Annotated in this window: 30 protein-coding genes; 8 read left to right on the top strand and 22 right to left on the bottom strand. The window is 65.5% G+C overall.

The window, feature by feature from the left end:
* Window positions 1-70: 70 nt before the first annotated feature.
* The 5 genes from JQ566_RS24485 to JQ566_RS24465 form a co-directional block, all read right to left on the bottom strand.
* Window positions 71-904, bottom strand: a complete 834-nt coding sequence (locus tag JQ566_RS24485) for an LssY C-terminal domain-containing protein (RefSeq protein WP_212376761.1) — start codon at window positions 902-904, stop codon at window positions 71-73.
* Between the two features lie 170 nt (window positions 905-1,074).
* Window positions 1,075-1,494: a hypothetical protein gene (locus JQ566_RS24480; RefSeq protein WP_212376758.1), complete on the bottom strand. Its 420-nt coding sequence runs from the start codon at window positions 1,492-1,494 to the stop codon at window positions 1,075-1,077.
* Window positions 1,495-1,746: 252 nt separating this feature from the next.
* Window positions 1,747-2,532, bottom strand: a complete 786-nt coding sequence (locus tag JQ566_RS24475; RefSeq protein ID WP_212376755.1) for a glycosyltransferase family 32 protein — start codon at window positions 2,530-2,532, stop codon at window positions 1,747-1,749.
* A gap of 138 nt (window positions 2,533-2,670) precedes the next feature.
* Window positions 2,671-3,276 carry a 3-isopropylmalate dehydratase small subunit gene (leuD, locus tag JQ566_RS24470; RefSeq protein ID WP_212376752.1) on the bottom strand — a complete coding sequence of 202 codons (606 nt, stop codon included), beginning with the start codon at window positions 3,274-3,276 and terminating at the stop codon, window positions 2,671-2,673.
* Window positions 3,277-3,420: 144 nt separating this feature from the next.
* Entirely contained in the window at window positions 3,421-3,819 is a 399-nt protein-coding gene (locus JQ566_RS24465; protein ID WP_212376750.1) for a metallopeptidase family protein, read from the bottom strand.
* 156 nt (window positions 3,820-3,975) lie between these two features.
* Here JQ566_RS24465 and JQ566_RS24460 point away from each other — a divergent pair, with 156 nt between their 5' ends.
* Window positions 3,976-4,257, top strand: a complete 282-nt coding sequence (locus JQ566_RS24460) for a hypothetical protein (RefSeq protein ID WP_212376747.1) — start codon at window positions 3,976-3,978, stop codon at window positions 4,255-4,257.
* Between the two features lie 53 nt (window positions 4,258-4,310).
* Complete coding sequence (locus JQ566_RS24455) at window positions 4,311-4,571, top strand: hypothetical protein (protein ID WP_212376744.1); 261 nt, start codon at window positions 4,311-4,313, stop codon at window positions 4,569-4,571.
* Between the two features lie 4 nt (window positions 4,572-4,575).
* Here JQ566_RS24455 and JQ566_RS24450 read toward each other — a convergent pair whose 3' ends face one another.
* On the bottom strand, window positions 4,576-4,872 hold the full coding sequence (locus JQ566_RS24450; RefSeq protein WP_212376742.1) for a DUF1330 domain-containing protein: 297 nt from the start codon (window positions 4,870-4,872) through the stop codon (window positions 4,576-4,578).
* Window positions 4,873-5,067: 195 nt separating this feature from the next.
* Here JQ566_RS24450 and JQ566_RS24445 point away from each other — a divergent pair, with 195 nt between their 5' ends.
* Window positions 5,068-5,628 carry a hypothetical protein gene (locus tag JQ566_RS24445; RefSeq protein ID WP_212376739.1) on the top strand — a complete coding sequence of 187 codons (561 nt, stop codon included), beginning with the start codon at window positions 5,068-5,070 and terminating at the stop codon, window positions 5,626-5,628.
* Window positions 5,629-5,740: 112 nt separating this feature from the next.
* On the opposite strand, the gene JQ566_RS24440 is transcribed toward JQ566_RS24445, so the two are convergent.
* The 7 genes from JQ566_RS24440 to ffh form a co-directional block, all read right to left on the bottom strand.
* Window positions 5,741-5,950: a hypothetical protein gene (locus JQ566_RS24440; protein ID WP_212376736.1), complete on the bottom strand. Its 210-nt coding sequence runs from the start codon at window positions 5,948-5,950 to the stop codon at window positions 5,741-5,743.
* Window positions 5,951-6,042: 92 nt separating this feature from the next.
* Window positions 6,043-7,449: a 3-isopropylmalate dehydratase large subunit gene (gene leuC / locus JQ566_RS24435; protein ID WP_212376733.1), complete on the bottom strand. Its 1,407-nt coding sequence runs from the start codon at window positions 7,447-7,449 to the stop codon at window positions 6,043-6,045.
* Between the two features lie 328 nt (window positions 7,450-7,777).
* Entirely contained in the window at window positions 7,778-8,158 is a 381-nt protein-coding gene (gene rplS, locus JQ566_RS24430) for a 50S ribosomal protein L19 (protein ID WP_212376730.1), read from the bottom strand.
* Between the two features lie 110 nt (window positions 8,159-8,268).
* Window positions 8,269-9,024 carry a tRNA (guanosine(37)-N1)-methyltransferase TrmD gene (trmD, locus tag JQ566_RS24425; protein ID WP_212376726.1) on the bottom strand — a complete coding sequence of 252 codons (756 nt, stop codon included), beginning with the start codon at window positions 9,022-9,024 and terminating at the stop codon, window positions 8,269-8,271.
* Between the two features lie 126 nt (window positions 9,025-9,150).
* A complete protein-coding gene (rimM, locus tag JQ566_RS24420) occupies window positions 9,151-9,705 on the bottom strand; it encodes a ribosome maturation factor RimM (RefSeq protein WP_212376723.1) in 555 nt (184 codons plus the stop codon).
* Window positions 9,706-9,714: 9 nt separating this feature from the next.
* Complete coding sequence (gene rpsP / locus JQ566_RS24415; RefSeq protein ID WP_027573011.1) at window positions 9,715-10,047, bottom strand: 30S ribosomal protein S16; 333 nt, start codon at window positions 10,045-10,047, stop codon at window positions 9,715-9,717.
* A 160-nt stretch (window positions 10,048-10,207) separates the two neighbouring features.
* The gene (ffh, locus tag JQ566_RS24410) at window positions 10,208-11,761 is read right to left on the bottom strand and encodes a signal recognition particle protein (protein WP_212376720.1); all 1,554 of its coding nucleotides are present in this window, start codon (window positions 11,759-11,761) and stop codon (window positions 10,208-10,210) included.
* 509 nt (window positions 11,762-12,270) lie between these two features.
* Between ffh and JQ566_RS24405 the strand changes: the two genes are divergently transcribed.
* Window positions 12,271-13,260 (top strand): MBL fold metallo-hydrolase, encoded by a 990-nt coding sequence (locus JQ566_RS24405; RefSeq protein ID WP_349643352.1) that lies wholly within the window; start codon window positions 12,271-12,273, stop codon window positions 13,258-13,260.
* Window positions 13,261-13,481: 221 nt separating this feature from the next.
* Here the strand turns inward: JQ566_RS24405 and JQ566_RS24400 are convergent, their stop codons facing one another.
* Together JQ566_RS24400 and JQ566_RS24395 are read right to left on the bottom strand one after the other, a co-directional pair.
* A complete protein-coding gene (locus JQ566_RS24400) occupies window positions 13,482-14,195 on the bottom strand; it encodes an SIMPL domain-containing protein (RefSeq protein WP_212376714.1) in 714 nt (237 codons plus the stop codon).
* Between the two features lie 5 nt (window positions 14,196-14,200).
* Window positions 14,201-14,977, bottom strand: coding sequence for a GyrI-like domain-containing protein (locus JQ566_RS24395; protein WP_212376711.1), 777 nt, complete (start codon window positions 14,975-14,977; stop codon window positions 14,201-14,203).
* 246 nt (window positions 14,978-15,223) lie between these two features.
* On the opposite strand from JQ566_RS24395, the gene dapF reads away from it, so the two are divergent.
* Entirely contained in the window at window positions 15,224-16,099 is an 876-nt protein-coding gene (gene dapF / locus JQ566_RS24390; protein ID WP_212376708.1) for a diaminopimelate epimerase, read from the top strand.
* A complete protein-coding gene (gene mtaB, locus JQ566_RS24385; RefSeq protein ID WP_212376705.1) occupies window positions 16,099-17,352 on the top strand; it encodes a tRNA (N(6)-L-threonylcarbamoyladenosine(37)-C(2))-methylthiotransferase MtaB in 1,254 nt (417 codons plus the stop codon). Before dapF ends, mtaB begins: the two co-directional genes overlap by 1 nt.
* A 137-nt stretch (window positions 17,353-17,489) precedes the next feature.
* Here mtaB and JQ566_RS24380 read toward each other — a convergent pair whose 3' ends face one another.
* Complete coding sequence (locus JQ566_RS24380) at window positions 17,490-18,599, bottom strand: DUF2336 domain-containing protein (protein ID WP_212376955.1); 1,110 nt, start codon at window positions 18,597-18,599, stop codon at window positions 17,490-17,492.
* A gap of 112 nt (window positions 18,600-18,711) precedes the next feature.
* Complete coding sequence (locus JQ566_RS24375) at window positions 18,712-19,395, bottom strand: RluA family pseudouridine synthase (protein ID WP_212376702.1); 684 nt, start codon at window positions 19,393-19,395, stop codon at window positions 18,712-18,714.
* A gap of 76 nt (window positions 19,396-19,471) precedes the next feature.
* Between JQ566_RS24375 and ftsY the strand changes: the two genes are divergently transcribed.
* Together ftsY and JQ566_RS24365 are read left to right on the top strand one after the other, a co-directional pair.
* Window positions 19,472-20,419, top strand: a complete 948-nt coding sequence (gene ftsY, locus JQ566_RS24370) for a signal recognition particle-docking protein FtsY (protein WP_212376699.1) — start codon at window positions 19,472-19,474, stop codon at window positions 20,417-20,419.
* A 3-nt stretch (window positions 20,420-20,422) separates the two neighbouring features.
* The gene (locus tag JQ566_RS24365) at window positions 20,423-21,025 is read left to right on the top strand and encodes a septation protein A (RefSeq protein WP_212376696.1); all 603 of its coding nucleotides are present in this window, start codon (window positions 20,423-20,425) and stop codon (window positions 21,023-21,025) included.
* Window positions 21,026-21,220: 195 nt separating this feature from the next.
* Here JQ566_RS24365 and JQ566_RS24360 read toward each other — a convergent pair whose 3' ends face one another.
* The 5 genes from JQ566_RS24360 to ccmA all read right to left on the bottom strand — a co-directional run bounded on the left by JQ566_RS24360 (window position 21,221) and on the right by ccmA (window position 24,248).
* Window positions 21,221-21,814: a DsbE family thiol:disulfide interchange protein gene (locus tag JQ566_RS24360; protein ID WP_212376693.1), complete on the bottom strand. Its 594-nt coding sequence runs from the start codon at window positions 21,812-21,814 to the stop codon at window positions 21,221-21,223.
* Window positions 21,811-21,996, bottom strand: a complete 186-nt coding sequence (ccmD, locus tag JQ566_RS24355) for a heme exporter protein CcmD (protein ID WP_212376690.1) — start codon at window positions 21,994-21,996, stop codon at window positions 21,811-21,813. Before ccmD ends, JQ566_RS24360 begins: the two co-directional genes overlap by 4 nt.
* On the bottom strand, window positions 21,993-22,775 hold the full coding sequence (locus JQ566_RS24350) for a heme ABC transporter permease (protein WP_212376687.1): 783 nt from the start codon (window positions 22,773-22,775) through the stop codon (window positions 21,993-21,995). Before JQ566_RS24350 ends, ccmD begins: the two co-directional genes overlap by 4 nt.
* Window positions 22,776-22,867: 92 nt before the next feature.
* A complete protein-coding gene (ccmB, locus tag JQ566_RS24345) occupies window positions 22,868-23,536 on the bottom strand; it encodes a heme exporter protein CcmB (protein ID WP_212376684.1) in 669 nt (222 codons plus the stop codon).
* Window positions 23,537-23,645: 109 nt separating this feature from the next.
* Window positions 23,646-24,248: a heme ABC exporter ATP-binding protein CcmA gene (gene ccmA, locus JQ566_RS24340; RefSeq protein ID WP_212376680.1), complete on the bottom strand. Its 603-nt coding sequence runs from the start codon at window positions 24,246-24,248 to the stop codon at window positions 23,646-23,648.
* Window positions 24,249-24,430 lie beyond the last annotated feature (182 nt).

Below are 24,430 nucleotides of genomic sequence, written 5' to 3'. Positions count from 1 at the left end.
GTTTTCCGAAAGATCATGCTCAAACAATAACCTAATGCGCGATGACGATTCATCCTGATCTCATCGCGCTTTAGGGCGTCGTTTCGGCTTGGCGAGCGATGCCGTGCCATATGGCATCCTTGAGCGCGATGAATGAGGGCGGTGGAATGGTCGGCGGATCGGCAGGTCCGCTCGCCGCTCCCGGCACCAGGACGGCGACGTGGATCTCGCCATCCGTATAGTAGGGGTCGCCGCCGCCGTTTCGGCCGAACAGGGTCGGGCCTATGCCGGAGATCTGAAAGAAATTGCTGACGACGCGGGCCGCTCGCAAGTTGGCCATCAAGAGATCCCGCTCGGCATCGATGTTGGCCGCGATGTGATGGGTTACCTGTCCCGTATCGTGGCTCAGCCCGACGCCTCGGTCGAACGTCGCCGAACCGAGCCAGACTGGACGACCGTCATCACCCTTCTCGAGGGCCTGCCAGAACCGAACGTGATTCCGCCGATCTGCACTTTTCCCTGCAGGCTTCTCGAACGCGTATTGCTCCTTCTTTCCCAGATAGTAGAGCGGGCTGACCGGTGCGTCGCGATACGGTCGATCCAGTACCACGCTCCCGACGATCTCGATGCTCGATCGCAGCGTCACGGCGTCGGCCGCAGACCATCCCGCCGCGTTCATGGCGCGGACGACATCTCCGCCCTCGCCAACAAGTCCAACGTTCAGAGGGTCACCAGGGATATCGTCCGATGTCCTGGTGAGCATCGGCAACGAAGCGAGCCCCGCTTCGTGTTCGTGGTGAATCCACAGGGTGGGCACCAGAACATATGCGAGGGCTAGATAGACGAGCAACGCAAAGGCCAGCACGAAAGGCCACCGTCGCTTCCTCGTCCCGGTCATGGTCCCGGTCTTGGCGGAATTGGTCATGCGGTATCGTTCGAGCCAGTCTAAGCGACACCATACTTATCCAGCATAGTTAGTTGCAACGTCTAATGAGCATACCCTGATCAGGGCGTCGACGTTTACGATCCCCGCGTGCTCTAGGCCGACGGCCCCGTTCCGGCCGAGAAACTCATTCGTCGGTGCCCCCGGGCGATTCAACGCGGCACGAGGTCGGCGCGGTCGAGCGACTCCAGCGTCGAGGCGTTGCCGCAATAGCCGTGGTAATTCTCCGCGGCGGTGCCGTCGGCGAGATCGCGGTCGCACTGTCCCTTCTGATCGCAGAGCGAGCAGACCCGCTCCATGTCGCGCAGCAGCAGCGGCTGTGCGCGGCCGAGGCCTTCGGCGCTGATGCCGAGCTGCTCCAGCATCTTCGGCAGCTCGTCGGCGGCGTGCCGGCCGTGGCGGACCAGCTCCTCGAGATCGTCGGGCGCGATCCTGAGATCGCTGGCGATCCGGTCGAAATCGGCGCGATCGAGCTGCCGCATCTCGTTCATCTCGCGGCGATGCTTCAGCCAGCTCGCAAAGGAGTCGATGAGATCCTGGACGATGGGATAGGGCCTGGTTGCGGTGCTCATGGAAAGCTCCATTCGGACGGCGGAATTGGAGCGAGATTAGGCACAATGATGCAGGAGTGCGTTGCGCTGGATCAAACAGGATCGAGCGAGGAAAATTGCTCTCGTGCCCCGGACGCAGCGCAGCGCTTCCCTGGCGATGCGAAGCATCGTCCGGTGCAGCGGTGCGCTGCAGAGCCGGGGCCCACAGGTAGCTGGGTCCCGGCTCTGCGGAGCAGCGTTGCACGCTGCACCGCGTCCGGGACACGGAGAGAGCTACGCGAATCTCTCCGCCGCCCAGGCATACAGGCTGCCCGGAATTGGCTTCTCGCCGCCGCGGCCCTTCGGCGAGATGTGCAGGCCGATGATCTCGGGGTTGGTGACGAGGCCGAGATAGCTCGAGGGATCGAAGAACAGTTTCGGCTCGGCATGCACGGCGTAGAACGACTGTTTCGGGAGTGCATTCTGCAGTTCGCCGGTGCGTCGTGCGAGCGCGGTGAGTGCCGCGGGTCCGAAGATCGCGACGCGGATATCCGAAAGGCGGTTCGAGCCGCCGCGCAGGCGGCGCATCATGAAGGTGATGCGGTGGCGCAGCGACAGCCAGTTCGGCGTCAGCTCCTCCTGCTCCATCAGCTCTTCGAAGGCGGCAACGATGCCGTGCTCGGGCGGCAGATAGAGCACGGAATTGCCGAGCTGGCGCGGCCGCTCCCAGGCGAAGTACGGCTTTGCCGGATCGATCTCGACGGGCTTCAAGAGCAGCACGTCGGCATCGAGCCAGAGGCCGAGGCCCTTCGCCATCAGCTTCATGCGGAAGAAGTCGCTGAACTGCAGAATGGTCCAGTCGCGCCAGCTGCCGTCCGGCTGCGGCGGCCGCAGCCGTTCGGAGAACGCGTGCGGCAGGATCGCCTCGGCCTCGGCATTCGCAATGCCCGCCGGCAGGCCGGGAATGGGGTCGAAGCTGTAGACCGTGACCTTGTGGCCGACAGCGAGCTGCGAGCGCAGACAGGTCTGGCGCAGCGCGTCCATCGGGCCATGCCAGAAGGTGACGATCTCGGGCAGCATGGGCAAAGCTTAGAGCATGATCCGGAAAAGTGTGCAGCGGTTTTCCGAGAGGATCATGCTCAAAAATATAAAGGGATAAGCAGGGCAAAGAAAAAGCCCCGGCGCTTGCGGCACCGGGGCTCGAAACCGAACTTGCAATCAGGCCCAGGCGCGTTCGCGCTTGAGCTTGTCCTCATAGGAGTCGATCGAAGCCTTCTTCTCCATGGTGAGGCCGATGTCGTCGAGACCGTTGATCAGGCAGTGCTTGCGGAACGGATCGATCTCGAACTTGACCTTGCCGCCGTCGGGACCGCGGATCTCCTGGTTCGGCAGGTCGATCGTCAGCGTCGCGTTGGCGCCGCGCTCGGCGTCGTCGAACAGCTTGTCGAGGTCTTCTTGGGCAACGCGGATCGGCAGAATGCCGTTCTTGAAGCAGTTGTTGTAGAAGATGTCGCCGAACGAGGTCGAGATCACGCAGCGGATGCCGAAATCGAGCAGTGCCCAGGGCGCGTGCTCGCGGCTCGAGCCGCAGCCGAAATTGTCGCCGGCCACCAGCACCTTCGCATTGCGATAGGCGGGCTGGTTGAGGACGAAATCCGGGTTCTCGCTGCCGTCGTCCTTGTAGCGCTGCTCGGAGAAGAGCCCCTTGCCAAGACCGGTGCGTTTGATGGTCTTGAGGTACTGCTTCGGAATGATCATGTCGGTGTCGACATTGATGATCTTCAGCGGCGCCGCGACGCCTTCCAGCGTGGTGAACTTGTCCATGGTTGCGCTTTCCCGGGTGGTCTAGGAGAACAGGTGTTTATCGCGATCGGGGCAGGAATCCTAGGCCGAATAGGGCAGATCTAGCCTGCTTGGCCGGATCAAGCCACGGGGGAGGGAGCGCACCTTCAGTGCGGCAACCACCCTTCACTCCGCCCGCGCCTCAATCGCCTCCATATCGTCGTCCGACAGGCCAAAATGGTGGCCGATCTCGTGAATCAGGACATGGCGGACGATGTGGCCGAGGCTTTCGTCGTGCTCGGCCCAATAGTCCAGGATCGGCCGGCGGTAGAGCCAGACCATGTTGGGCAGCCGCGCCACGTCGCCAAGGCTCTGCTGCGGCAGGCCGACGCCCTGGAACAGGCCGAGCAGGTCGAACTCGCTCTCGCACTCCATCTCGTCGAGGACCTCGTCGGTCGGGAAGTCGTCGACGCGGACGATCACGCCCTCGCAGAGCTTGCGAAATTCGGCCGGCAGGCGCTCGAACACGTCATGAGCCATCGCTTCCATCTCGGCCAGCGAGGGCGCTTTCAATTTCGTCCACATGCGACCCTCATACCGCGGGTTCCGCGGCGATGCATCCCGCATTATAAACGCGGCGAGGTTGACGGGCGCCGCCAAAACGGGGAGCGTGGGGCCGTCAATGGGACGTTTCAGGCGGGCGGAAAAATGCGAGCGAAAACAGCGCTGACTCTACTGTGCATGGGGTTGTTTTCGCAGTTTTGCGTCGGCGCCGAGGCCCAGACCGCCGGCCCCGAGATTCGCCTCGCCCAGGCGGTTCCGCCTGACGACATGCCCCAGCCGCGGAAGCGGCCGCCGGCGCGCTTGCGCGTCACGCCCTATTACAGCCCGGACGGCGTCTATCCCCGCTACAATCCCGGTCCCGACGCCCTCCGCGTGTGCAACGCCACGTATGTGCAGGAGTACCGGCCGAGCGGCACCGTGATCGTGCCGCGCGTGAGCTGCTACTGGCGCCGGGGCTGACCGGTTCAATGCCCCGCGCCAGCCAACAGCGCGTCGGCCTCGTGAGGGTCGTGATGGCGAGATGGATTGCATTGGCTATTGCCGTCGCACTTGCCGCCGGCCTGCCTCGTGCTTCCACTGCGCAACGGGTGACGATACCGGAGGCCTCGGCGGGGATCGCTGTTTTCGATGCGCGACGACACGTGCGAACCCACGACATGGCGCGGCCTGCTGCACGCCGCGATCCACGCTACTACGCGCGGCCCGTCCACTACCGTCCCTATCCCTACGGCGTGCCGGCCCCGTTCGTGTTCAGCTACGGGCCGTTCTGGTGATCCGCTAGCCGGGTGCAAATCCCCTGACCAGCAGCACCGTCGCTTGCGCACCCGCCTTGCGGTCGCGCGAGATCTCTTCGTAGTCGGGCGAGTTCGAGAAGGCGAGGAACGCGGCCTCGTCGGGAAACGACATCATGACAAGCTTGTCATGCGGCCATGCGCCTTCGAGCACGCGCGGATGTTCGTCGGCGGCGAGCAGCCGTCCGTTGTACTTTCTGAACACGTCGAAGAACTGCGCCTGATAGCGGTCATAGGCCGCGCGGTCCGTCATCTTCAATTGCGCAATGGCGTAGACAGTCATCTGCAAAATTCCTTCCGTCGCAAAATTCCTTCCGTCGCGGCACGGCGTCGCATCACGGAGCCCGGTGTTCGTTCATTCATGGCGCGTTCACATCGGTGTCCGCAATTTAATCCCGGGAGCGACCGTAATTGAACAGCAATGGCGCGGCCGAGACGTCGCGTCGCAGCTCTGCTGTCCAGCTTCAGGGAGGATTCCATGCTGAGGATGTTGGGGCTCGGGACAAGCCCGATGCGCTTGTTCGGGATCGCGGCCGCCGCAACGTTGATGCTGTCGGCCGGCACCGCGCGTCGTGCTGAAGCGCTGAGCTTGATCAATCCGGCGACGTCACCCGCAACGAAGGCCGCGACCGCCGATCTCGTCACGCAGGTTCGTTACGGCGGCGGGCACGGCGGACATGGTGGCGGCGGGCATTTTCACGGCGGAGGTTTCCGCGGTGGCGGCTTCCATGGCGGCGGACATATCGGCGGTTTCCGCGGCGGTGGCTTTCATGGCGGCGGCTTCCGCGCCGCGCCGGCCTTTCACCACAGCCATGTCGGCGGCTATCGCTATGGCGGCGTTCGCCACAGCGGATATGGCGGCTACCACCGGCACTGGGGTTATCATCGTCCCCATTACGGCTATCGTCACTTCCATCGGCGCTATTATTACGGCGGCTATTATCCCTACTACAACTATCCGCGCCGCTGCCGGATCATCTGGACCTATTACGGCCCGCGCCGCGTCTGCCGCTGGCACTATCCGTATCGTTATTGGTGATGTGAACTATTCGAACAGCGTCATGGCCGGGCTTGTCCCGGCCATCCACGTCTTCGGTGCGAGCAAAGTTCGTGGATGCCCGGGACAAGCCCGGGCATGACGGAGAATGCGGCTAAAGCCAATCCTTCAGCTTCCACGACGAAGCTTTCCACCGCATCAGATTCTCGATCTTCCACTGCTTGAACATCGCCGGCGGCCAGCGGCTGAGCTTGGAGGTCTCCTCCACCTCCGGCTTGGCGACGATGCGCAGCGGCGCTGCGCGCCGCCGGTGCTGGCGCGTGGCCTCGCTGATCAGGTCGACATATTCCGGCTTGTTGGCCATGACGCGTCCTCGCAAAACCGTCGCGAGGACGCAGTGTCGTTGCGGGCGATTAATGGCGGTTTGCCGCGATCGCTACAATTGCAGGAACCGGCCTACCGCCAGTCCCTGACGTCGACGAAGTGACCCGCGATCGCTGCGGCCGCCGCCATTGCCGGCGACACCAGATGGGTGCGGCCCTTGAAGCCCTGGCGGCCCTCGAAATTGCGGTTCGAGGTCGAGGCACAGCGCTCTTCCGGCTTCAGCTTGTCCGGGTTCATGGCGAGGCACATCGAGCAGCCCGGCTCGCGCCATTCGAAGCCGGCCTTGATGAAGATCTTGTCGAGGCCCTCGGCTTCGGCCTGCTCCTTCACGATGCCGGAGCCCGGCACGACCATGGCGTTGACGGTGCCTGCAACCTGCTTGCCTTCCGCGATCTTGGCGGCTGCGCGAAGATCCTCGATGCGGCCGTTGGTGCAGGAGCCAATGAAGACGCGGTCGAGCTTGATGTCGGTGATCTTCGTCCCTGCGGTCAGGCCCATGTATTTCAGGGCGCGATGCTTGGAGATGCGCTTGGCCTCGTCCGCGATCTTGTCGGGGTCGGGCACGATGCCGGTCACCGAGATCACGTCTTCAGGCGAAGTGCCCCAGGTCACGATCGGCGGCAGCTTGGCCGCGTCGAGCCGCAGCTCGTGGTCGAAATGCGCACCTTCGTCGGAGCGCAAGCCCTCCCAATAGCGCATCGCTGCGTCCCAGGCCGCGCCCTTCGGCGACTTCGGACGGCCGCGCAGGAAGTCGAACGCCTTCTGGTCGGGCGCAACCAGGCCGGCGCGGGCGCCGCCTTCGATCGACATGTTGCAGACCGTCATGCGGCCTTCCATCGAGAGCGCGCGGATAGCCTCGCCGGCATATTCCAGCACGTAGCCGGTGCCGCCCGCGGTGCCGATCTCGCCGATGATGGCGAGGATGATATCCTTGCCCGTCACGCCCTCCGGCAATTTGCCGTCGACGGTGACGCGCATGTTCTTCGCCTTCTTCTGGATCAGCGTCTGCGTCGCCAGCACGTGCTCGACCTCGCTCGTGCCGATGCCGTGCGCGAGCGCGCCGAACGCGCCATGCGTCGAGGTGTGGCTGTCACCGCAGACGATGGTGGTGCCGGGCAGCGTGAAGCCCTGCTCGGGACCGATGACGTGGACGATGCCCTGGCGCTTGTCGAACTCGTTGTAATATTCGATGCCGAATTCCTTGGCGTTCTCGGCCAGCGCCTTGATCTGCTCGATGCTTTCAGGATCGGGATTCGGCTTGGTGCGGTCGGTGGTCGGCACGTTGTGGTCGACGACGGCGAGCGTCTTCTCGGGCGCATGCACCTTGCGTCCCGTCGCGCGCAGGCCTTCGAACGCCTGCGGCGAGGTCACCTCGTGCACCAGATGGCGGTCGATGTAGAGCAGGCAGGTGCCGTCGTCGGCTTCGTGCACCAGATGGTCGTTCCAGATCTTGTCGTACAGGGTGGTCGGCTTGGACATGAGCTTAAGCTCCGAAGAATGTTGTGTAGACGGATATGCGCGGATAGCGCGCGGGCAACAAAATCGTCAGCGCAGCCTTTCAGGCTGCGCGCGTAAGCTCTGACGTTGCCGAGGTCGCGAAGCGTCCGAAGAACCGGCCAGGCAGCCGCGAGCGATCGTCGATGACGATGCGCTGGACGGGGGCGAAGCTGGTCAGATCTGGAAACATTCCAAGAATATATAGCAGGCCGAATTGGAAGCGCGAGAGCTTTGACGCGCACGGCTGACGCAACAAAAAAGCGCGGAGCCGAGCCCCGCGCTTTCGAAAGACTTGCCTGGTGGGCGAAGCTTACTCGCCGACGGCAGCCTGACGGTCCTGCTTCTCGACGATGCGGGCCGACTTGCCGCGGAGATTGCGGAGGTAATAGAGCTTGGCGCGACGCACCTTGCCGCGGCGCACCACCTTGATCGAGTCGATCATCGGCGACATCACGGGGAACACGCGCTCCACGCCCTCGCCATAGGAGATCTTGCGGACAGTGAAGCTTTCGTTGAGGCCGCCGCCGGAACGGCCGATGCAGACGCCCTCATAGGCCTGCACGCGGGTGCGGTCGCCTTCGACCACCTTCACGTTGACGATCACGGTGTCGCCCGGGCCGAATTCCGGGATGTTCTTGCCGGCGGACAGCTTGTCGAATTGCTCTTGCTCGAGCTGCTTGATCAGGTTCATGGGTAAATCTCCATCGGCGCGCCCAGCCCTGGAAACGGGGGGCTGCGCAAAATTCGTCTATCCAGCCATTGCGGATTTGGCCGCTCCTATAAGGCAAGCCGGAGCGTTTGTCACCCGTCTGTCTTGTTTTTTGGCGTTTTTTGGCGGCCGGCCCGATTCGGGACATTGGCCTGTACTTTCGCCCACAAATCCGGCCGCCGGGCCGCCGTCAGGGCCTCGGATTGCGCCCGCCGCCAGCTGGCAACCTTGGCGTGGTCGCCGGAGGTCAGGATATCGGGGATCGGAACCCCCTCGAACAGCTGCGGGCGGGTGTATTGGGGGTATTCGAGCAGCCCGTCCGAAAAACTCTCGTCGGTTCCCGAGGCCTCCTTGCCCATCACGCCCGGCAGCAGCCGGACGCAGGCGTCAATCAGGGCGAGGGCGGCGATTTCGCCGCCCGAGAGCACGTAATCGCCGATCGAGACTTCCTCCAGGCCGCGCCCGTCGATCACCCGCTGGTCCACCCCCTCGAACCGCCCGCAGACGATCAGCGGGCCGGGGCCCCGGGCGAGCTCGACGACACGGGCCTGGGTCAGCGGCCGACCCCGGGGGCTCATGAGCAGGCGCGGCCGCTCAGGGGCGATCCCGGCTGCATCGATCGCGGCCGCCAGAACATCCGCCCGCAGCACCATGCCCGGCCCGCCACCGGCCGGGGTGTCGTCGACGCTGCGATGGCGGTCGGTTGCGGAGGCCCGGATGTCCCGCGCCTCGATCTCCCACAGCCCGCCAGCCAGCGCCCGGCCGGCCAGGCTCACGCCGAGCGGCCCCGGAAACATCTCCGGAAACAGCGTCAGCACCGTCGCGCGCCAGGGGGAGGGGGGTGTCATCGGATCTCAGTTCTCGTCGTCCCGGACAAGCGCGCCTCAAGCGCGCGCAGATCCGGGACCCATAACCACTGCAGCCAGTTTTGCGATGGCTGGAGCAATCAGCTTAGCCAAAATTGTAGTCGATGGTTATGGGTCCCCGCCTTCGCGGGGACGACTCGTGGAGGAAGCATCGCGCTCCTCGCCCTCGATCTCCTGCGGCAGCGCGATCACGACACGGCCGCCTTTGAGATCGACCTCCGGCACCACCGCATTCGAGAACGGCAGCAGCATCGTCGGGCCCTTGAGGGGCGCGAGCTCGATGATGTCGCCGGCGCCGAAATTATGGATCGCGAGCACGCGGCCGAGCGGCTCGCCATCGGTGGTGACGGCGGCGAGCCCGATCAGATCGGTGTGGTAATATTCGTCCTCGTCCGTCGCGGGCAGTTTTTCGCGGGGGACGTAGAGCTCGATGCCGTTGAGGCGCTCGGCCTCATCGCGGGTCGCGACACCCTTGAATGTCGCGACCAGATGATCTTTGGCCTCGCGCACCGTTGCGACCTCGAACTGGCGCTTGCCGTCCTTGGCGAGGAGCGGACCGTAGCGCCTGACGGCGAAGGGATCTTCGGTGAAGGTCCATAGCTTGACCGCACCGCGCACACCATGCGCGGCGCCGATCCGCGCGACGCAGACCAGCGCCGACATGATCTAGCCTTAGCCCTTCGCGGCGGCTTCGGCCTGCGCCTTGCGCTCCTTGCGCGGCACGGCCTTCTGCGGATTGTTGCGCGCTTCGCGCTTCTTGACGCCGGCGGCATCGAGGAAACGCGCCACGCGGTCCGACGGCTGCGCGCCCTTGGCGACCCAGGCCTTCACCTTCTCCAGGTCGAGCTTGAGGCGCGCCTCGTTGTCCTTCGGCAGCAGCGGATTGAAATAGCCGAGACGCTCGATGAAGCGGCCGTCGCGCGGAAAGCGCGAGTCGGCGACGACGACGTGATAGACGGGACGCTTCTTGGTGCCTGCGCGGGCGAGGCGGATAACGACGGACATGTTGGTCTCCTGAGTGTTCGTAAAATGAAAGATATGGCTCGTCATTCCGGGGCGCGCCGTCAGGCGCGAACCCGGAATCCATTTCTCCGCGTATCTGCGGCCCGATGGATTCCGGGTTCACGCTTCGCGTGCCCCGGAATGACGAGGGGAGAGTGTGCCCTCACTTCTTCTTCCCCAGTCCGGGGAAGCCGCCGAGCCCGGGCAGGGTCGGCTTGTTGCTGAGGCCCGTGAGCCCCGGCACATTGGGTAGGCCCTGGCGCAGACCCGCGGGCAGATCCTTCGGCAAATTCGGCAGGCCTTGTCCGCCGCCGCCCTGCATCTTCTCCTGCAGCGCCTTCATCTCTTCCGGCGAGGGCGGCTTCATGCCGCCGCCGAAGCCCATCGCCTGCGCGATGCCGGCGAGCGGGCCGCGCTTGCCCGAGCCCATGGCCTTCATCATGTCGGCCATGTTCCGGTGCATCTTCAGCAGCTTGTTGACGTGCTCGACGCTCTGGCCGCTGCCGGCCGCGATGCGCTTCTTGCGGCTGGCCTTGAGCAGATCGGGATGACGGCGCTCGTCGCGGGTCATGGAATCGATGATCGCGACCTGGCGCTTCAAAATCTTGTCGTCGATGCCGGCCGCCGCGATCTGGTTCTTCATCTTGGAGATGCCGGGCATCATGCCCATCAGCCCGCTGATGCCGCCCATGTTGGACATCTGCAACAGCTGCTCGCGCATGTCGTTGAGGTCGAACTGACCCTTGCGCATGCGCTCGGCGGTGCGCGCGGCCTTCTCCGCGTCGATATTGGCGGCGGCGCGCTCGACCAGCGAGACCACGTCGCCCATGCCGAGGATGCGGCCGGCGATACGGTCGGGGTGGAAATCCTCCAGCGCGTCGGTCTTTTCACCGGTGCCGATCAGCTTGATCGGCTTGCCGGTGACGGCGCGCATCGACAGCGCGGCGCCGCCGCGGCCGTCGCCGTCAACTCGTGTGAGCACGATGCCGGTGAGCCCGACACGCTGATCGAACGAGCGCGCGAGGTTCACGGCGTCCTGGCCGGTGAGCGAGTCCGCGACCAGCAGCACTTCATGCGGATTGGCCGCCGCTTTGATCGCGGCCGCTTCCGCCATCATCTCTTCGTCGAGCGTGGTGCGGCCGGCGGTATCGAGCAGCACGATGTCGTAGCCGCCGAGCTTGCCGGCTTCCAGCGCGCGCTTGGCAATCTGCGGCGGCTGCTGGCCCGCCACGATCGGCAGGGTCGGAATGTCGAGGTCGCGGCCGAGCACGGCCAGCTGCTCCATCGCCGCCGGGCGATAGACGTCGAGCGAGGCCATCAGCACCTTGCGCTTGTCGCGCTGGACCAGGCGGCGGGCGAGCTTTGCGGTGGTTGTGGTCTTGCCGGAGCCTTGCAGACCGACCATCATGATCGGCACCGGCGGCACGGCATTGACGTCGATGGTCTGGCTTTCGGCGCCGAGCGTGTTGATCAGCTCGTCATGGACGATCTTGACCACCATCTGGCCGGGGGTGACCGACTTGACGACGGTGGCGCCGATCGCCTGCTCGCGCACGCGCTCGGTGAAGCTGCGCACCACCTCCAGCGCGACGTCGGCCTCCAGCAGCGCCCGGCGCACCTCGCGCATCGCGGCATCGACGTCCTTTTCGGTCAGCGCACCGCGCCCCGTCAGACGATCGAGAATGCCACCAAGCCGTTCCGACAGATTGTCGAACAATGCCGTTGTCCTGTTGCTGTCCCCGGTAAGGGGCGCCGCTACTGTCCGCTGTCATGCCCCGGCTTGACCGGGGCATCCAGTACGCCGCGGCTTCTCGGCCCTGGCCGATGCGCCTCTGGGATACTGGATCCCCCGCCTTCGCGGGGGATGACCGTGAATGTGCCTTGGCGCATTGCCCCAAGACGAAAGTCCAAACACCTTTGCGCCCGAGGGCGCATAGCGCTGTCGGGCGTTCACCTCCGGCCTCCAGGGCCGGTCGGCGGGTCGAAAAGAAAGCCTTTCCGAGAAAGTGGCGGGGTTAAACGCCGCTCCCGCCCGAAAGTCAAGGAAAGTTAGGGTGGCGGGGTGCCTCTGGTAAGGCAAGATACTGAAAATGTGACATTTTCGGCGACGGGTTCCTTTTTTGCCAGCCCCGCCCATATAGCCGGTGATGGGTTACCGACCCGGCGGCCCCCGGACGCCCGCTTTGCCGATCACCGGCCCCCGCCTTTTCGGACTGCTCCCTCTGGATGTCCCGCATGAAAACCTATGACGGCCCCGCCTCCGGTCATTTCAACGGCCGGCACTTCTTCGACCCCGACGGCGCGCCGCCGAAATCGCTTCGTGAGGTGTTGCGCTGGCAGTTCGACGGCAAGCGGCAGCGCGCGAAATGGCCGGCGTGGGCGCCGAGTCCCCATGCCGACATCCCGCCGGAGCGGGTCGATGGCGGCAAGGTGCGGCTCTCCTTCGTCGGTCACGCCAGCTGGCTGATCCAGGCCGGCGGTCTCAACATCCTGATCGATCCCGTCTGGTCGATGCGGGTCTCGCCGGTCGCCTGGGCTGGGCCGAAGCGGCACAACGATCCCGGCATCGCCTTCGAGAAGCTGCCGCAGATCGATGTCGTGCTGGTCTCGCACGGGCATTACGATCATCTCGATATCGCGACGCTGTCGCGGCTCACCAAGAATTTCGCCCCGCGCGTCGTCACCCCGCTCGGCAATGACGTCACGATGCGCGGCGCCGATCCCACCATCAAGGTCGAGGCCTTCGACTGGCACGATCGTGTCGAGCTCGGCGGCGGCATCGCCGTGCATCTGGTGCCGACAAGGCATTGGACCGCGCGCAGCCTGTTCGATCGCAACAAGGCGCTGTGGGCGAGCTTCGTGCTGGAGACGCCGGCCGGGAAAATCTACGTGGTCTGCGATTCCGGCTATGGCGACGGCCGGCACTTTCGCCGCGTCGCCGAGAAGCACGGCAAGCTGCGTCTGGCGATCCTCCCCATCGGCGCCTACGAGCCGCGCTGGTTCATGCGCGACCAGCATATGAATCCGGAAGACGCGGTGAAGGCGCTGGCCGACTGCGGCGCGGAGCAAGCGCTCGGGCATCACCACGGCACGTTCCAGCTGACGGACGAAGCAATCGACGCGCCAGCCAAGGCGCTGGTCGAAGCGCTCGATGCAGCGAGGATCCCGCAGGAAAGATTCGTGGCGATGATGCCGGGGCAGGTGGTGGAGATTTAGCTCTCGCCACGCAAATAAACTCGTCGTCCCGGACAAGCGCGCCCTAAGCGCGCGCCGATCCGGGACCCATAGCCACAGGGAGATGTTTGGCGAAGACTCGGAGTTACCGGCTTCGCGCGACAACCACTTCTTGTGGTTATAGGTCCCGGATCAGCGCGCGCTTGAGGCGCGCTTGTCCGGGACGACAGTTGTGGGTGCCGCGGCAGTGTGCCTCTTGCGCCTTACTGCCCCGCCTTAATCGCCCAGCTCACATTCACCGTCACCGACAGCGTTTCCTCGCCCGGCGCGACTGCGGCCGGCGCAGCCATCGGAGCCGTCGCCATCCGCGCCTTGAACAGCGGCACCGGCGCGCCGCCTTCGGCGACGCTGAGCGGTGCGCCCAGCGTGACGCCGGTGGCCTTGGCGTAGATCTCCGCCTTGCGGCGGGCGTCCGCGACTGCTTGCTCGCGCGCATCGTCGAGCAGTTTTGAGGCCTGCGTCACCTCGAAGGAGATATTGCCGATGTCGTTGGCGCCGGCGCTGACCAGGGTGTCGATGATGGCAGCCACCTTGGTCACGTCGCGGATCTTCACGGTGACGCGGTTGGAGGCACGGAAGCCTGTTACGGGCGAAGCGCCGGTGGACTTGTTCTGGCCGTATTGCGGCTGCAGCGACAGGCGCGAGGTCTGGTAATCCTTCTCGGCGATCCCTGCGCCCTTCAGCGCCAGCAGCACCTTGCCCATCGCGGCATTGTTGGCATCGGAGGCTTCCTTCGCCGTCTTGGCGTCGTTGGCGACGCCGGCATCGATTTGTGCGAGATCGGGCGCCACGGAAACGGTAGCTTCTCCGCTTACCGTGATGGCGGACGGAAAATCGTCGGCGCGTGCGGGCGCCGTCAACAGGGCGGTGGCGAAAACGGCGGCAAGGGACGTAACGAGTACGGCAGGCTTTTTCATCAGTCTCACTTCAGCGGCACGAAAACGTTGATCACGAGCTTGTCCTCGACCGTCTTCAGGGGATCGGTGAGGTACTCCTCGATGAAGGTGTCCTTGGCTTCAAGCCTCTTGTCGTCGAGGTGATTGGTGATCGCCTCATAGGTGTTGTCCATGTTGTCGTAGGAGCCGCGATGGACGAATTTCAGCGCCTTGCCTTCGGGCGATTTGCCGATGCTCATGTCCTTGGGCAGGTTCTTCGGGTCCTGCTCGACCGGGATCTCGGCGAGGAAAGTGAAGCCGGTGTCGTCGGTCGAGGTGTAGACGATCATCGAATTGCCTGACGGCTTGATGCCCTGCTTGTCCAGCAGCGTGTTCAGGGCCTTGAAGGCGTCGATCAGCGTGTCGAAGGCCGAGTCCCAATTGGCAGTGCCCTTGACCATCACGACCTTCCTGGCCTCGAGCGTGGTCTCGAGGCCAAAGGGATCCGCAGTCTGCACCGGGGCTGGAGTGGCGGCCGCGGCGGGCGGTGGGGCCGTCGGGGCGGGCGACGGTGACGCGCTCGCTGCGGGCGATGGTGTCGCCGTTGCGGAAGGCGAGGCGCTGGCCGCCGGCGACGGGCTCGCCGCCACGGGTGCTGGCGAGGCGCTTGCGGCCGGGGAGGGCGAGGCCGATGGCGCAGGCGAGGGGCTCGCCGATGCGGCCGGCGCTGGGCTCTGTGTCTGTGCCAGAACCTCGGGCAAGCCAAGCGACAAGGCCGCTGCCGGGATCAGCGCGGCCAGAGCGAGACGACGAAACCTAATCATTCTAATCTCCCCAAGGCCTTGATCCACCAAGGCCCTATTTCATCAAGGCCTTACCCACCAAGGCCTCAACCCGGCCGCGCGTCCCGGTTCGCGCGAACCGCGTCGTTCTAACACGCGAGCGCCGAATTCGTCCCATGACAGATGCGTCATGGCAGGCACCTTGGCAGATGTCCTGCTCGCAGTGGCAAATCACTGGCCAAGCGGCCAAGGATCGCCATATAAGGCAGGCGAAATTCGGGAATTTTCATGAGCGCGCTGGCCAACCACGCATTTGCCAAGATGAACGGCATCGGCAACGAGATCGTCGTTGTCGACATGCGCGATTCCGCAGGCCGGGTCACGCCGGACGACGCCCGCGCCGTGGCGTCCGCGCAAGGCGGCGTGGCTTACGACCAGCTCATGGTGCTGCAGAAGCCCCGGCTCGACGGCACCGAGGCCTTCATCAGCATCTACAACAATGACGGCTCCGAAGCCGGCGCCTGCGGCAACGGCATGCGCTGCGTCGTGCGCCGCATCTTCGAGAAGACCGGGCAAGCCACCGCGACCTTCGAGACCGCCGCCGGCCTGCTCAATGCCTGGCAGGGTCCAGCGGCCGACCTCTACACCGTCGACATGGGCGCGCCGAAGTTCGGCTGGCAGGACATTCCGCTGGCGGAAGAGTTTCGCGATACCCGCTACATCGAGTTGCAGATCGGGCCGATCGACAATCCGATCCTGCATTCGCCCTCCGTGGTGAGCATGGGCAATCCGCATGCGGTGTTCTGGGTCGAGGACGTCAACGCCTACGATCTCGGTCGCTTCGGTCCGCTGCTGGAAAACCATCCGATCTTCCCCGAGCGCGCCAACATCACCCTCGCCCACATCGTCGATCCCCAGCACATCACGATCCGCACCTGGGAGCGCGGTGCCGGCCTGACCAAGGCGTGCGGTTCGGCGGCCTGTGCCACGGCCGTCGCCGCCGCGCGGCTGAAGCGTGCCGAGCGCAAGGTCGAGATCACTTTGCCCGGCGGCAAGCTCGGCATCGAATGGCGCGAGCGCGACGATCACGTGCTGATGACGGGCACCGCGACCTTCGAATATGAGGGCCAGTTCGATCCGGCGCTGTTCGCGCCGGTGGCCTGATGGCTGTCGACATCGTCACCTTCGGCTGCCGCCTCAACGCCTTCGAGGCCGAGGTGATCCGCAGCAAAGCGGAGGGCGCGGGGCTCGTAGACACCATCGTCATCAACAGCTGTGCCGTCACCAACGAGGCGGTGGCGCAGGCGCGTCAGTCGATCCGCAAGCTGAAGCGCGAGCGGCCCGAGGCGCGTATCGTCGTCACCGGCTGCGCCGCGCAGACGCAAGCCGCCATGTTCGCCGACATGGCCGAGGTCGATCGCGTCGTCGGCAATGACGACAAGATGCGCGCCGAAGCGTGGCGCGAGGCCCGCGACGCATTTGCCATCGGCGCCAGCGAGAAGATCGCCGTCAGCGACATCATGGCTGTCAAGGAGATGGCGCCGCATCTCGTCGACGGCTATGCCAGCGGCCTGCCGCGCGTGTTCGTGCAGGTGCAGAACGGCTGCGATCATCGCTGCACCTTCTGCATCATCCCGTTCGGCCGCGGCAATTCGCGCTCGGTGCCGATCGGCGCAGTGGTCGAGCAGGTGCGCGCGCTGGCCGAGCGCGGCCATGCCGAGATCGTGCTGACCGGCGTCGATCTCACCAGCTATGGCGCTGACCTGCCCGGCGCGCCGAAGCTCGGCATGCTGACGAAGCAGATTTTGCGGCACGTGCCGGAGCTGAAGCGCCTGCGCATCTCCTCGATCGATTCGATCGAGGCGGATCGCGACCTGCTCGATGCCATCGCCGACGATTCGCGCCTGATGCCGCATCTGCACCTGTCGCTGCAGTCAGGCGACGACATGATCCTGAAGCGCATGAAACGGCGGCATTCGCGCAATGACGCCATCGCGTTCTGTAATCAGGTGCGCCGCCTGCGTCCCGATATCGCCTTCGGCGCCGACATCATCGCGGGCTTCCCGACCGAGAGCGAGGAGATGTTTTCGCGCTCGCTCGACCTCGTCGAGGAATGTGGCCTGACGTTCCTCCACGTCTTTCCCTATTCCCCGCGCCCCGGCACGCCGGCCGCGCGGATGCCGCAGGTTGCGGGGCCGGAGATCAAGGCGCGTGCGAAAAGGCTGCGGGCGGTTGGCGAAGCGGCATTGCGGCGGCGCCTGCAAGCGGAGATCGGCGCGACGCGTGAAGTACTGATCGAGAGTGAGGGGCAGGGGCGCACGGAGCACTATCTGCCGGTAGCGATTGCCGGCGAGCAGGTGGGCAGCGTGGTGCCACTGACGATTGCCGGCAGTGACGGCGAGCGGCTCACCACATAAATCAGTGTCGTCGCCCGGCTTGACCGGGCGACCCAGTACGCCGCGGCTTCTCGGTTCAATCTCCGCCGTCTCTGGAATACTGGATTGCCCGCTTTCGCGGGCAATGACAGCGGAGTGTGGGACGAGCAGCAAGCGACCTACAACGCCCGCACCTGCCAGAACCGCAGCGTCCGCTTTGCGTTCTCCGTCGTCATTCTCGCAAAATGACCCTGCGCCCTGGCGATGTCCGCCGGCTTCATCGCGCCTGTCGCAAAACGGCTTTCGAGCACGGCCACAGTCGTCTCCCAGCTGAGCTGTGCGGCCTTGCACGGCACCAGCAGACCGTCCTCGCGCAGACTCTGCATCAGCGGACGAATCACCTCGACGGTCGACCCTGATAACGCCGCCAGGGCCGCCACCGTCTCCTCATAGCGCCGCTGTCTGGCGAAGGCGAACAGCGTCGTCTCGTCGAGCCGGCCGCTCGCCTTGAGATTCGCAATCGCGCGCTTGGCACCTTCGAAATCGCGGGCGCCGGACATCTCGCGCTCGACGCCGATGGTGACGGCTGCGATCGCGCTCTGGATTTCCTCGAACAGATGCGGCGGGGCGCGCGACAGCAGGCGGGTGCGCACGGCATCCGTCGCCGAGCGCAGCAATTGGCGGCGCAGATCCGACGGCAAATCGACGCGAACACCGACGCTCACGGCGAGCTCCGGATCGGATTCGGCCTGCCCGACGATGATGGCAAATCCGCCTCCGGACACGCGCGCGCCGGGATTGGCGGCGAGCCGCCGGCTGACGCTGGGATACCGCCGCGCCAGCAGCGCGTCGGTGACGATCTCCTTCAGCCACCAGCGGCCGGCGACCGCGAGCAGATGCGGCTCGCTTTTGCTGGAGGCGATCTTCAGCAGCTCGCCGTCGTCGAGGCGCGCGGATTCCTGCAGCACGGGGCCGGCGATGCGGATCTCGTCATTGTTGGCGAGGCGGCGCATCACGGAGGGCGGCGCCTGCGCGATCGGCGCCAGCTGCGCGCTGATCTCGGCCAGCGCCACGCGCGCGCCCATGTCGGCGATCGCGCGCAGCTCGATGGTGCCGATCAGCCGCTCGAGCACGTCGTCGAACAGCGCGATCTGCTCGTCGTCAAAGCTGCCGGCGGAAGACAGAAACAGCTCGGTGACGCGCCGGGCCGTCTCCAGCCCCTTTTCCGGCGAGCCTGCCCGAATCGCGGATTCGACCTCGTCGATGATCGATAGCCCGGCCTTGGTCATCACGCGCGGCTCGTCCAGAGCGGTTACGGGAGCTTGTTCTAAGCAACCGCTATCATTAGAGGCGAGCGCTGAAGGTTTCGTAAACCATGCCCGGATCGGGCAAAGACGGCGCCTACTCCCCGTTCCAGCCGCAGGCGCGGAGCTTCTCATGCATATGGGGCGGGGCCGGGGCCACCACGCGGACCGGCTCCTTGTTCCGGGAGATCGGCACCACGATCTCGCGGGAATGCAGGTGCAGCTTCGGCTCGCCGAAGCGCGGGCCGTTGCCGTAAATGTTATCGCCGAAGATCGGCCAGCCGCTCGCGGCCGAATGCACCCGCAATTGATGGGTCCGGCCGGTGACGGGTTCCATGGCGAGCCAGGTGAAGCCGTCACCCCGGCCCATCACCTTCCAGTTGGTGATCGCTTTCTGCCCATCCGGGTCGGGCTTCTGCCACCAGCCGCGCTCGGCATTGAGCCGGCCGAGCGGCATGTCGATGGTACCTTGGTCCTCGGTGGGGCCGCCCTCGACCACGGTCCAGTAGGTCTTGCCGATCTTGCCGTGCTTGAAGAGGAGGCCGAGCGAGGCGGTGGCCTTGCGGTGGCGGCCGAGCACGAGGCACCCCGAAGTGTCCTTGTCCAGCCGGTGGGCCAGCACCGGCGGCCGCGGCAGGCCGAAGCGGAGCGCGTCGAAGGAGGCTTCCAGGTTCGGCCCGCCCTTGGGGCCGCGATGCACCGGCAGGCCGGCCGGCTTGTCGATGACCAGCATCAGCCCGTCGCGATGGAGCACGCGCGCCAGGATTTCGTCTGATGTCATTTCGGGAACATCGAGCAAGGACAACGACTTTCGGTCAAGACTTTCGTTTACAGGCCGGAACGGCTAACACGCCACCATGAACGATACCACCTCCGACACCCCCAAACTGAGCTGGTGGCGCCGCCTGTCCAACGGGCTGAAGCGCACCTCGTCCTCGCTGGGGACCGCGGTCGCCGACCTCGTCACCAAGCGCAAGCTCGACCGCGCCATGCTCGACGACATCGAGGACGTGCTGCTGCGCGCCGACCTCGGCACCTCCGTCGCGGTGCGGATCGCGGATGCCGTCGGCGCGGGTCGCTACGACAAGGCGATCTCGGCGGACGAGGTCAAGGACGTCGTCGCGACCGAGGTCGAGAAGGTGCTGGCGCCGGTGGCAAAGCCGCTCGAGATCGACACGGCCAGGAAGCCCTTCGTCATCCTCGTCGTCGGCGTCAACGGCTCCGGCAAGACCACCACCATCGGAAAGCTCTCGCAAAAATTCGCATCCGAAGGCCGCAAGGTGATGCTGGCCGCGGGCGACACGTTTCGCGCCGCCGCGATCGAGCAGCTCAAGGTCTGGGGCGAGCGGACCAGGACGCCGGTCATATCAGGCGCGCAGGGCTCGGATTCGGCCAGCCTCGCCTTCAACGCGCTCACCGCGGCGAAAGAGCAGAACATCGACGTGCTGCTGATCGACACCGCCGGGCGCCTGCAGAACAAGGCCGAGCTGATGAACGAGCTCGAAAAGGTCGTGCGCGTCATCCGCAAGGTGGATGAGACCGCGCCGCATGCGGTGCTGCTGGTGCTCGATGCCACCGTCGGCCAGAACGCGCTGTCGCAGGTCGAGGCCTTCCATCGCACCGCCGGCGTCACCGGCCTCGTGATGACCAAGCTCGACGGCACCGCGCGCGGCGGCATCCTGGTGGCGCTCGCGGAGAAATTCAAACTGCCGGTGCATTTCATCGGCGTCGGCGAAGGCGTCGACGATCTCGCGCCCTTCACCGCGCGCGATTTCGCCCGCGCCATTGCCGGAATCGAAAGCTGAAGAATGGACAAGACCCAGCCGCATCCGCTGTTCAAGCTTGCGACCGAGCTCGGTCCGCTGCTCGTGTTCTTCTTCGTCAACGCGAAGTTCAACCTGTTCGCCGCGACCGGCGCCTTCATGGTTGCGATCGTGGCGGCGATGGCCGCGTCCTATGTGGTGACGCGCCACATCCCGATCATGGCGATCGTGACGGGCGTGATCGTGCTGGTGTTCGGCACGCTGACGCTGGTGCTGCACGACGAGACCTTCATCAAGCTCAAGCCGACCATCATCTATGGCCTGTTCGCCGCGATCCTCGGCGGCGGCCTGTTGTTCGGGCGCTCCTTCATCGCCGTGATGTTCGACCAGATGTTCAACCTGACGCCGCAGGGCTGGCGCATCCTCACACTGCGCTGGGCACTGTTCTTCGCCGGCATGGCCGTGCTGAACGAGGTCATCTGGCGCACCCAGAGCACGGATTTCTGGGTGAACTTCAAGGTGTTCGGCGTCACCCCGATCACGATGATCTTCGCCGTCGCCCAGATGCCGCTGACCAAGCGCTACCACCTCGATCCGGTCTCGCTGGAGAGAAGCGAAGCCGAGGCGGGGGATGTGAGCAAGGGGTGACGGTCTCAGCTCGTCATTGCGAACTGAGACGCAGCCACACACTCAACTGTCATCGCCCGGCTTGACCGGGCGATCCAGTATTCCAGAGACGTTCGTGAGATACGGAGGGGCCGCGGCGTACTGGATGCCCCGGTCAAGCCGGGGCATGACAGCGGTGTGTGGGGCGGGCTCCTTCACTCGTACGAGAGCGCGGCATCAGCTCCCCGCCTTCAGCGCCTTCTCCATCTGCGGCATCAGCACGTTGCGCAAATTGTCCGGCGTGATCGGACCGACCAGCTTGTAGACGATGGTGCCCTCGCGCCCGACGACGAAGGTTTCCGGCACGCCATAGACGCCCCATTCGATCGAGGCGCGGCCGTTGGCGTCGACGCCGACCCGGCTGAACGGGTTGCCGTAGCGCCCGAGGAAGCGGCGTGCGTTGTCGGAGGCGTCCTTGTAGTTGATGCCGACGAGCTGGAAGCGCTTGTCCTTGGCGAGCTCGGTCAGGAGCGGCGCTTCGTCATGGCACGGCACGCACCAGGACGCCCAGACATTGACGAGACTGACCTTGCCCTTGAACGCGGCGGGATCGAGCCCCGGCACCTGCACGCCATTGTCCTGCAATCCCTCGAGCGGCGGCAGCACGGTCTGTGGTGCGGGACGACCGATCAGCGCCGAAGGAATTCGCGAGGGATCGCCACTGCCGAGCCTGAACCAGAACAGCAGCGCCAATCCAATGAAGGCGATCAGCGGCAGCACCATCAGGAAGGTGCGGCGCTGCGGCGGGACGGAGGTCGATTGATTGCTCATGACGCGTCCATCGCGCTGCGGCCCGAGCGGCGGGTGACGCCGCTACGGTCGAGCTCGCGCAGGCGCCGGGTCTGGTTGCGATAATCGAGCACGATCCAGCCGATCAGGATCACGACCACGAGCGCCGCAGCGGCATAGGACGTCACGATGAAGGATGCATAGGGACCAAGGGACATGATCATGCCGCCCCAACTTCGTTCGACGCGCTTCCTTCACGCGAGCCGGCGCTCGAAAACGCCACGCGGCTCGCCTGCATCATCTGCAGCGAGCGGACGCGGCGGCGCAGGATCTCGTTCCGCATCGCCGCCAGATGCAGCGTGACGAACAGCAGCGTGAAGGCGATCGCCATCACCAGCAGCGGAATCAGGAAGGATTTGTCGAGCGCCGAGCCGCCCATGCGCATCACCGAGGCCGGCTGGTGCAGCGTGTTCCACCAGTCGACCGAGAACTTGATGATGGGCAGGTTGATCGCGCCGACCAGGGTCAGCACCGCCGCGGCGCGCGCCGCGCGCGAGGGATCGTCGACCGCGCGCCACAGCGCCATCAGGCCGAGATACATCAGGAACAGGATCAGCACCGAGGTCAGCCGCGCGTCCCATTCCCAATAGGTGCCCCACATCGGCCGGCCCCACAGCGAGCCCGTGAGCAGCGCGAGGAAGGTGAAGGCGGCGCCGATGGGAGCAGCCGCTTTCGCCGCGACGTCGGCGAGCGGATGCCGCCACACCAGCGTGCCCAATGATGCGATGCTCATCACGCCCCACACGAACATCGACAGCCAGGCATTGGGCACGTGGATGAACATGATCTTCACGGTCGCGCCCTGCTGGTAGTCGTCGGGCGCGTAGGCGGATTGATAAAGGCCTATGGCGAGCAGGATGACGGTCGCGGCCGCGAGCCACGGCAACACCCGCGCTGTCAGCGCGAGGAACCGCGTGGGGTTGGCGAGGTCGATCAGCGTCATGGGTATTCTGATAATCACCGGGGGCCGCTCAGGCAATCAGCACGAAAGTCCGTCGCGAAAGTTGATCGGGGTCAAGGTCGGTCGAGTCCATCTCAATCGAGACCATGGCGCAGGCTCGCCGCCGCCGCGAACGGGCCGACGACGAGGCTGACCAGCGACAACGCGCAGAGGATCGAGAACGGCGCGCCGAATGTCATGGGACCGACGATCACCGCCTGCGAGGCCGCAACCCCGAAAATCAGCACGGGAATCGACAGCGGCAGCACCAGCACGGCCATCAGCAGCCCGCCGCGATGCAGCGTCACCGCCAGCGCCGCGCCGATCATGCCGGTGAAGGTCAGGGCCGGCGTGCCCGCCAGCAGCGTCAGCGCCACCGCAGCCGTAGCGACCATGTCGAGGTTGAGCAAGAGGCCGAGCACGGGGGTTGCGACAATCAGCGGCAGGCCGGCGGCCAGCCAATGCGCCAGCGCCTTGGCGGCGCAGGCGAGTTCCAGCGGCGTCCGGCTCATCGTGATCAGGTCGAGCGAGCCGTCCTCATGGTCGGCCATGAACAGCCGGTCCAGGGTCAGCAGGCTCGCCAGCAGCGCGCCGAGCCACAGGATCGCCGGTCCCAGCCGCGACAGCAGCGCCAGATCCGGCCCGATCGCGAACGGCATCAGCACCACCACGGTCAGGAAGAACAGCACCCCGATCAGCGCCCCGCCGCCGACGCGGAGCGCGATCCGGATGTCCCGGCGGATCAGGGCAGACAAGGCGGTCATGGGGGGCTCCCAGTGCGCTTCAAGGGCGGTGCGCTCCCTCCCCCGCTTGCGGGGGAGGGAGCGCAGAGTGTCGCGCCCAGCCGCTTGGAAAGCTGAGGGTGGATCGGAATCACGCCGCACCCCCGATCCGCAGCTCCCGCGAATCGACGCCGAGCGGGGCGTGGGTTGCCGCGATGATCATGCCGCCGGCGGCCAAGTGCGTGCGCATCAGGCCGGCGAACATGTCCTGGCCGGCCACGTCCAGCGCCGTGGTCGGCTCGTCCAGGAGCCAGACCGGGCGGCGCACGGTCAGCAGCCGGGCGAGCGAGAGCCGGCGGCGCTGACCGGCGGAGAGGAAGGCCGCGGGCAGGTGGGTGGCATGGTCGAGGCCGACTTTGGCGAGGCTCTCAATTGCCTCAAAACGCTCGCCGCCGAGAAAATCAGCCCAAAATGCCAGATTTTCGGCGACGCTCAGCGCCGGCTTCAGGGCATCGCGATGGCCGAGATAGTGGCACTGTTCCGGCAGGGTCAGCTCGCCATCGCCCCCGTCCAGCGCGATCGTCCCGCCGGCGGGAACCAGCAGGCCCGCGATCAGGCGCAGCAGCGAGGTCTTGCCCGATCCGTTGCGACCCATCACCGCCAGGGCTTCGCCCGAGACGGCCGCGAAATCGAGCCCGGCGAACACCTCGCGGCCGCCCCGCACGCATCTGAGCCCGTGACCTGCCAGCCGCATCTCGCCTCGTTTCAACCCGCTCACAGCCAGGCCTCAGGAAATCTTGGGGTAGCGCATGGGAATTTTTGGCTCGCGGATTGCTGCGGCACGATTGTGGCTGTGGCGGCGCGGTTAGAAAGCTTCTATAAGCCCGGAACTACTTGATGCAGCAACTCAACCTGCCCCTGCAAGCGGCCCCAGCC

The sequence above is a fragment of the Bradyrhizobium sp. SZCCT0231 genome (assembly GCF_018130245.1).
Classification (GTDB): Bacteria; Pseudomonadota; Alphaproteobacteria; order Rhizobiales; family Xanthobacteraceae; genus Bradyrhizobium; species Bradyrhizobium japonicum_F.
The sequence above is the reverse complement of the archived record's forward strand: the minus strand, read 5'-3'. Positions and strand labels throughout refer to the sequence as shown.

Bases quoted from the DNA above. Each gene is read 5' to 3' on its own strand.
- JQ566_RS24440 (WP_212376736.1), bottom strand. From the start codon at position 5,950: ATGGCCAACAAGCCGGAATATGTCGACCTGATCAGCGAGGCCACGCGC.
- ccmA (WP_212376680.1), bottom strand. From the start codon at position 24,248: ATGCGGCTGGCAGGTCACGGGCTCAGATGCGTGCGGGGCGGCCGCGAG.
- JQ566_RS24455 (WP_212376744.1), top strand. From the start codon at position 4,311: ATGGCGAGATGGATTGCATTGGCTATTGCCGTCGCACTTGCCGCCGGC.
- ccmD (WP_212376690.1), bottom strand. From the start codon at position 21,996: ATGATCATGTCCCTTGGTCCCTATGCATCCTTCATCGTGACGTCCTAT.
- ftsY (WP_212376699.1), top strand. From the start codon at position 19,472: ATGAACGATACCACCTCCGACACCCCCAAACTGAGCTGGTGGCGCCGC.
- JQ566_RS24400 (WP_212376714.1), bottom strand. From the start codon at position 14,195: ATGAAAAAGCCTGCCGTACTCGTTACGTCCCTTGCCGCCGTTTTCGCC.
- leuC (WP_212376733.1), bottom strand. From the start codon at position 7,449: ATGTCCAAGCCGACCACCCTGTACGACAAGATCTGGAACGACCATCTG.
- JQ566_RS24365 (WP_212376696.1), top strand. From the start codon at position 20,423: ATGGACAAGACCCAGCCGCATCCGCTGTTCAAGCTTGCGACCGAGCTC.
- JQ566_RS24375 (WP_212376702.1), bottom strand. From the start codon at position 19,395: ATGACATCAGACGAAATCCTGGCGCGCGTGCTCCATCGCGACGGGCTG.
- JQ566_RS24360 (WP_212376693.1), bottom strand. From the start codon at position 21,814: ATGAGCAATCAATCGACCTCCGTCCCGCCGCAGCGCCGCACCTTCCTG.
- JQ566_RS24350 (WP_212376687.1), bottom strand. From the start codon at position 22,775: ATGACGCTGATCGACCTCGCCAACCCCACGCGGTTCCTCGCGCTGACA.
- JQ566_RS24485 (WP_212376761.1), bottom strand. From the start codon at position 904: ATGACCAATTCCGCCAAGACCGGGACCATGACCGGGACGAGGAAGCGA.
- leuD (WP_212376752.1), bottom strand. From the start codon at position 3,276: ATGGACAAGTTCACCACGCTGGAAGGCGTCGCGGCGCCGCTGAAGATC.
- JQ566_RS24405 (WP_349643352.1), top strand. From the start codon at position 12,271: ATGTCCCGCATGAAAACCTATGACGGCCCCGCCTCCGGTCATTTCAAC.
- JQ566_RS24465 (WP_212376750.1), bottom strand. From the start codon at position 3,819: ATGTGGACGAAATTGAAAGCGCCCTCGCTGGCCGAGATGGAAGCGATG.
- rimM (WP_212376723.1), bottom strand. From the start codon at position 9,705: ATGTCGGCGCTGGTCTGCGTCGCGCGGATCGGCGCCGCGCATGGTGTG.
- trmD (WP_212376726.1), bottom strand. From the start codon at position 9,024: ATGACACCCCCCTCCCCCTGGCGCGCGACGGTGCTGACGCTGTTTCCG.
- mtaB (WP_212376705.1), top strand. From the start codon at position 16,099: ATGGCTGTCGACATCGTCACCTTCGGCTGCCGCCTCAACGCCTTCGAG.
- rpsP (WP_027573011.1), bottom strand. From the start codon at position 10,047: ATGTCCGTCGTTATCCGCCTCGCCCGCGCAGGCACCAAGAAGCGTCCC.
- JQ566_RS24475 (WP_212376755.1), bottom strand. From the start codon at position 2,532: ATGCTGCCCGAGATCGTCACCTTCTGGCATGGCCCGATGGACGCGCTG.
- JQ566_RS24450 (WP_212376742.1), bottom strand. From the start codon at position 4,872: ATGACTGTCTACGCCATTGCGCAATTGAAGATGACGGACCGCGCGGCC.
- dapF (WP_212376708.1), top strand. From the start codon at position 15,224: ATGAGCGCGCTGGCCAACCACGCATTTGCCAAGATGAACGGCATCGGC.
- JQ566_RS24480 (WP_212376758.1), bottom strand. From the start codon at position 1,494: ATGAGCACCGCAACCAGGCCCTATCCCATCGTCCAGGATCTCATCGAC.
- JQ566_RS24395 (WP_212376711.1), bottom strand. From the start codon at position 14,977: ATGATTAGGTTTCGTCGTCTCGCTCTGGCCGCGCTGATCCCGGCAGCG.
- ccmB (WP_212376684.1), bottom strand. From the start codon at position 23,536: ATGACCGCCTTGTCTGCCCTGATCCGCCGGGACATCCGGATCGCGCTC.
- rplS (WP_212376730.1), bottom strand. From the start codon at position 8,158: ATGAACCTGATCAAGCAGCTCGAGCAAGAGCAATTCGACAAGCTGTCC.
- JQ566_RS24380 (WP_212376955.1), bottom strand. From the start codon at position 18,599: ATGACCAAGGCCGGGCTATCGATCATCGACGAGGTCGAATCCGCGATT.
- JQ566_RS24460 (WP_212376747.1), top strand. From the start codon at position 3,976: ATGGGGTTGTTTTCGCAGTTTTGCGTCGGCGCCGAGGCCCAGACCGCC.
- JQ566_RS24445 (WP_212376739.1), top strand. From the start codon at position 5,068: ATGCTGAGGATGTTGGGGCTCGGGACAAGCCCGATGCGCTTGTTCGGG.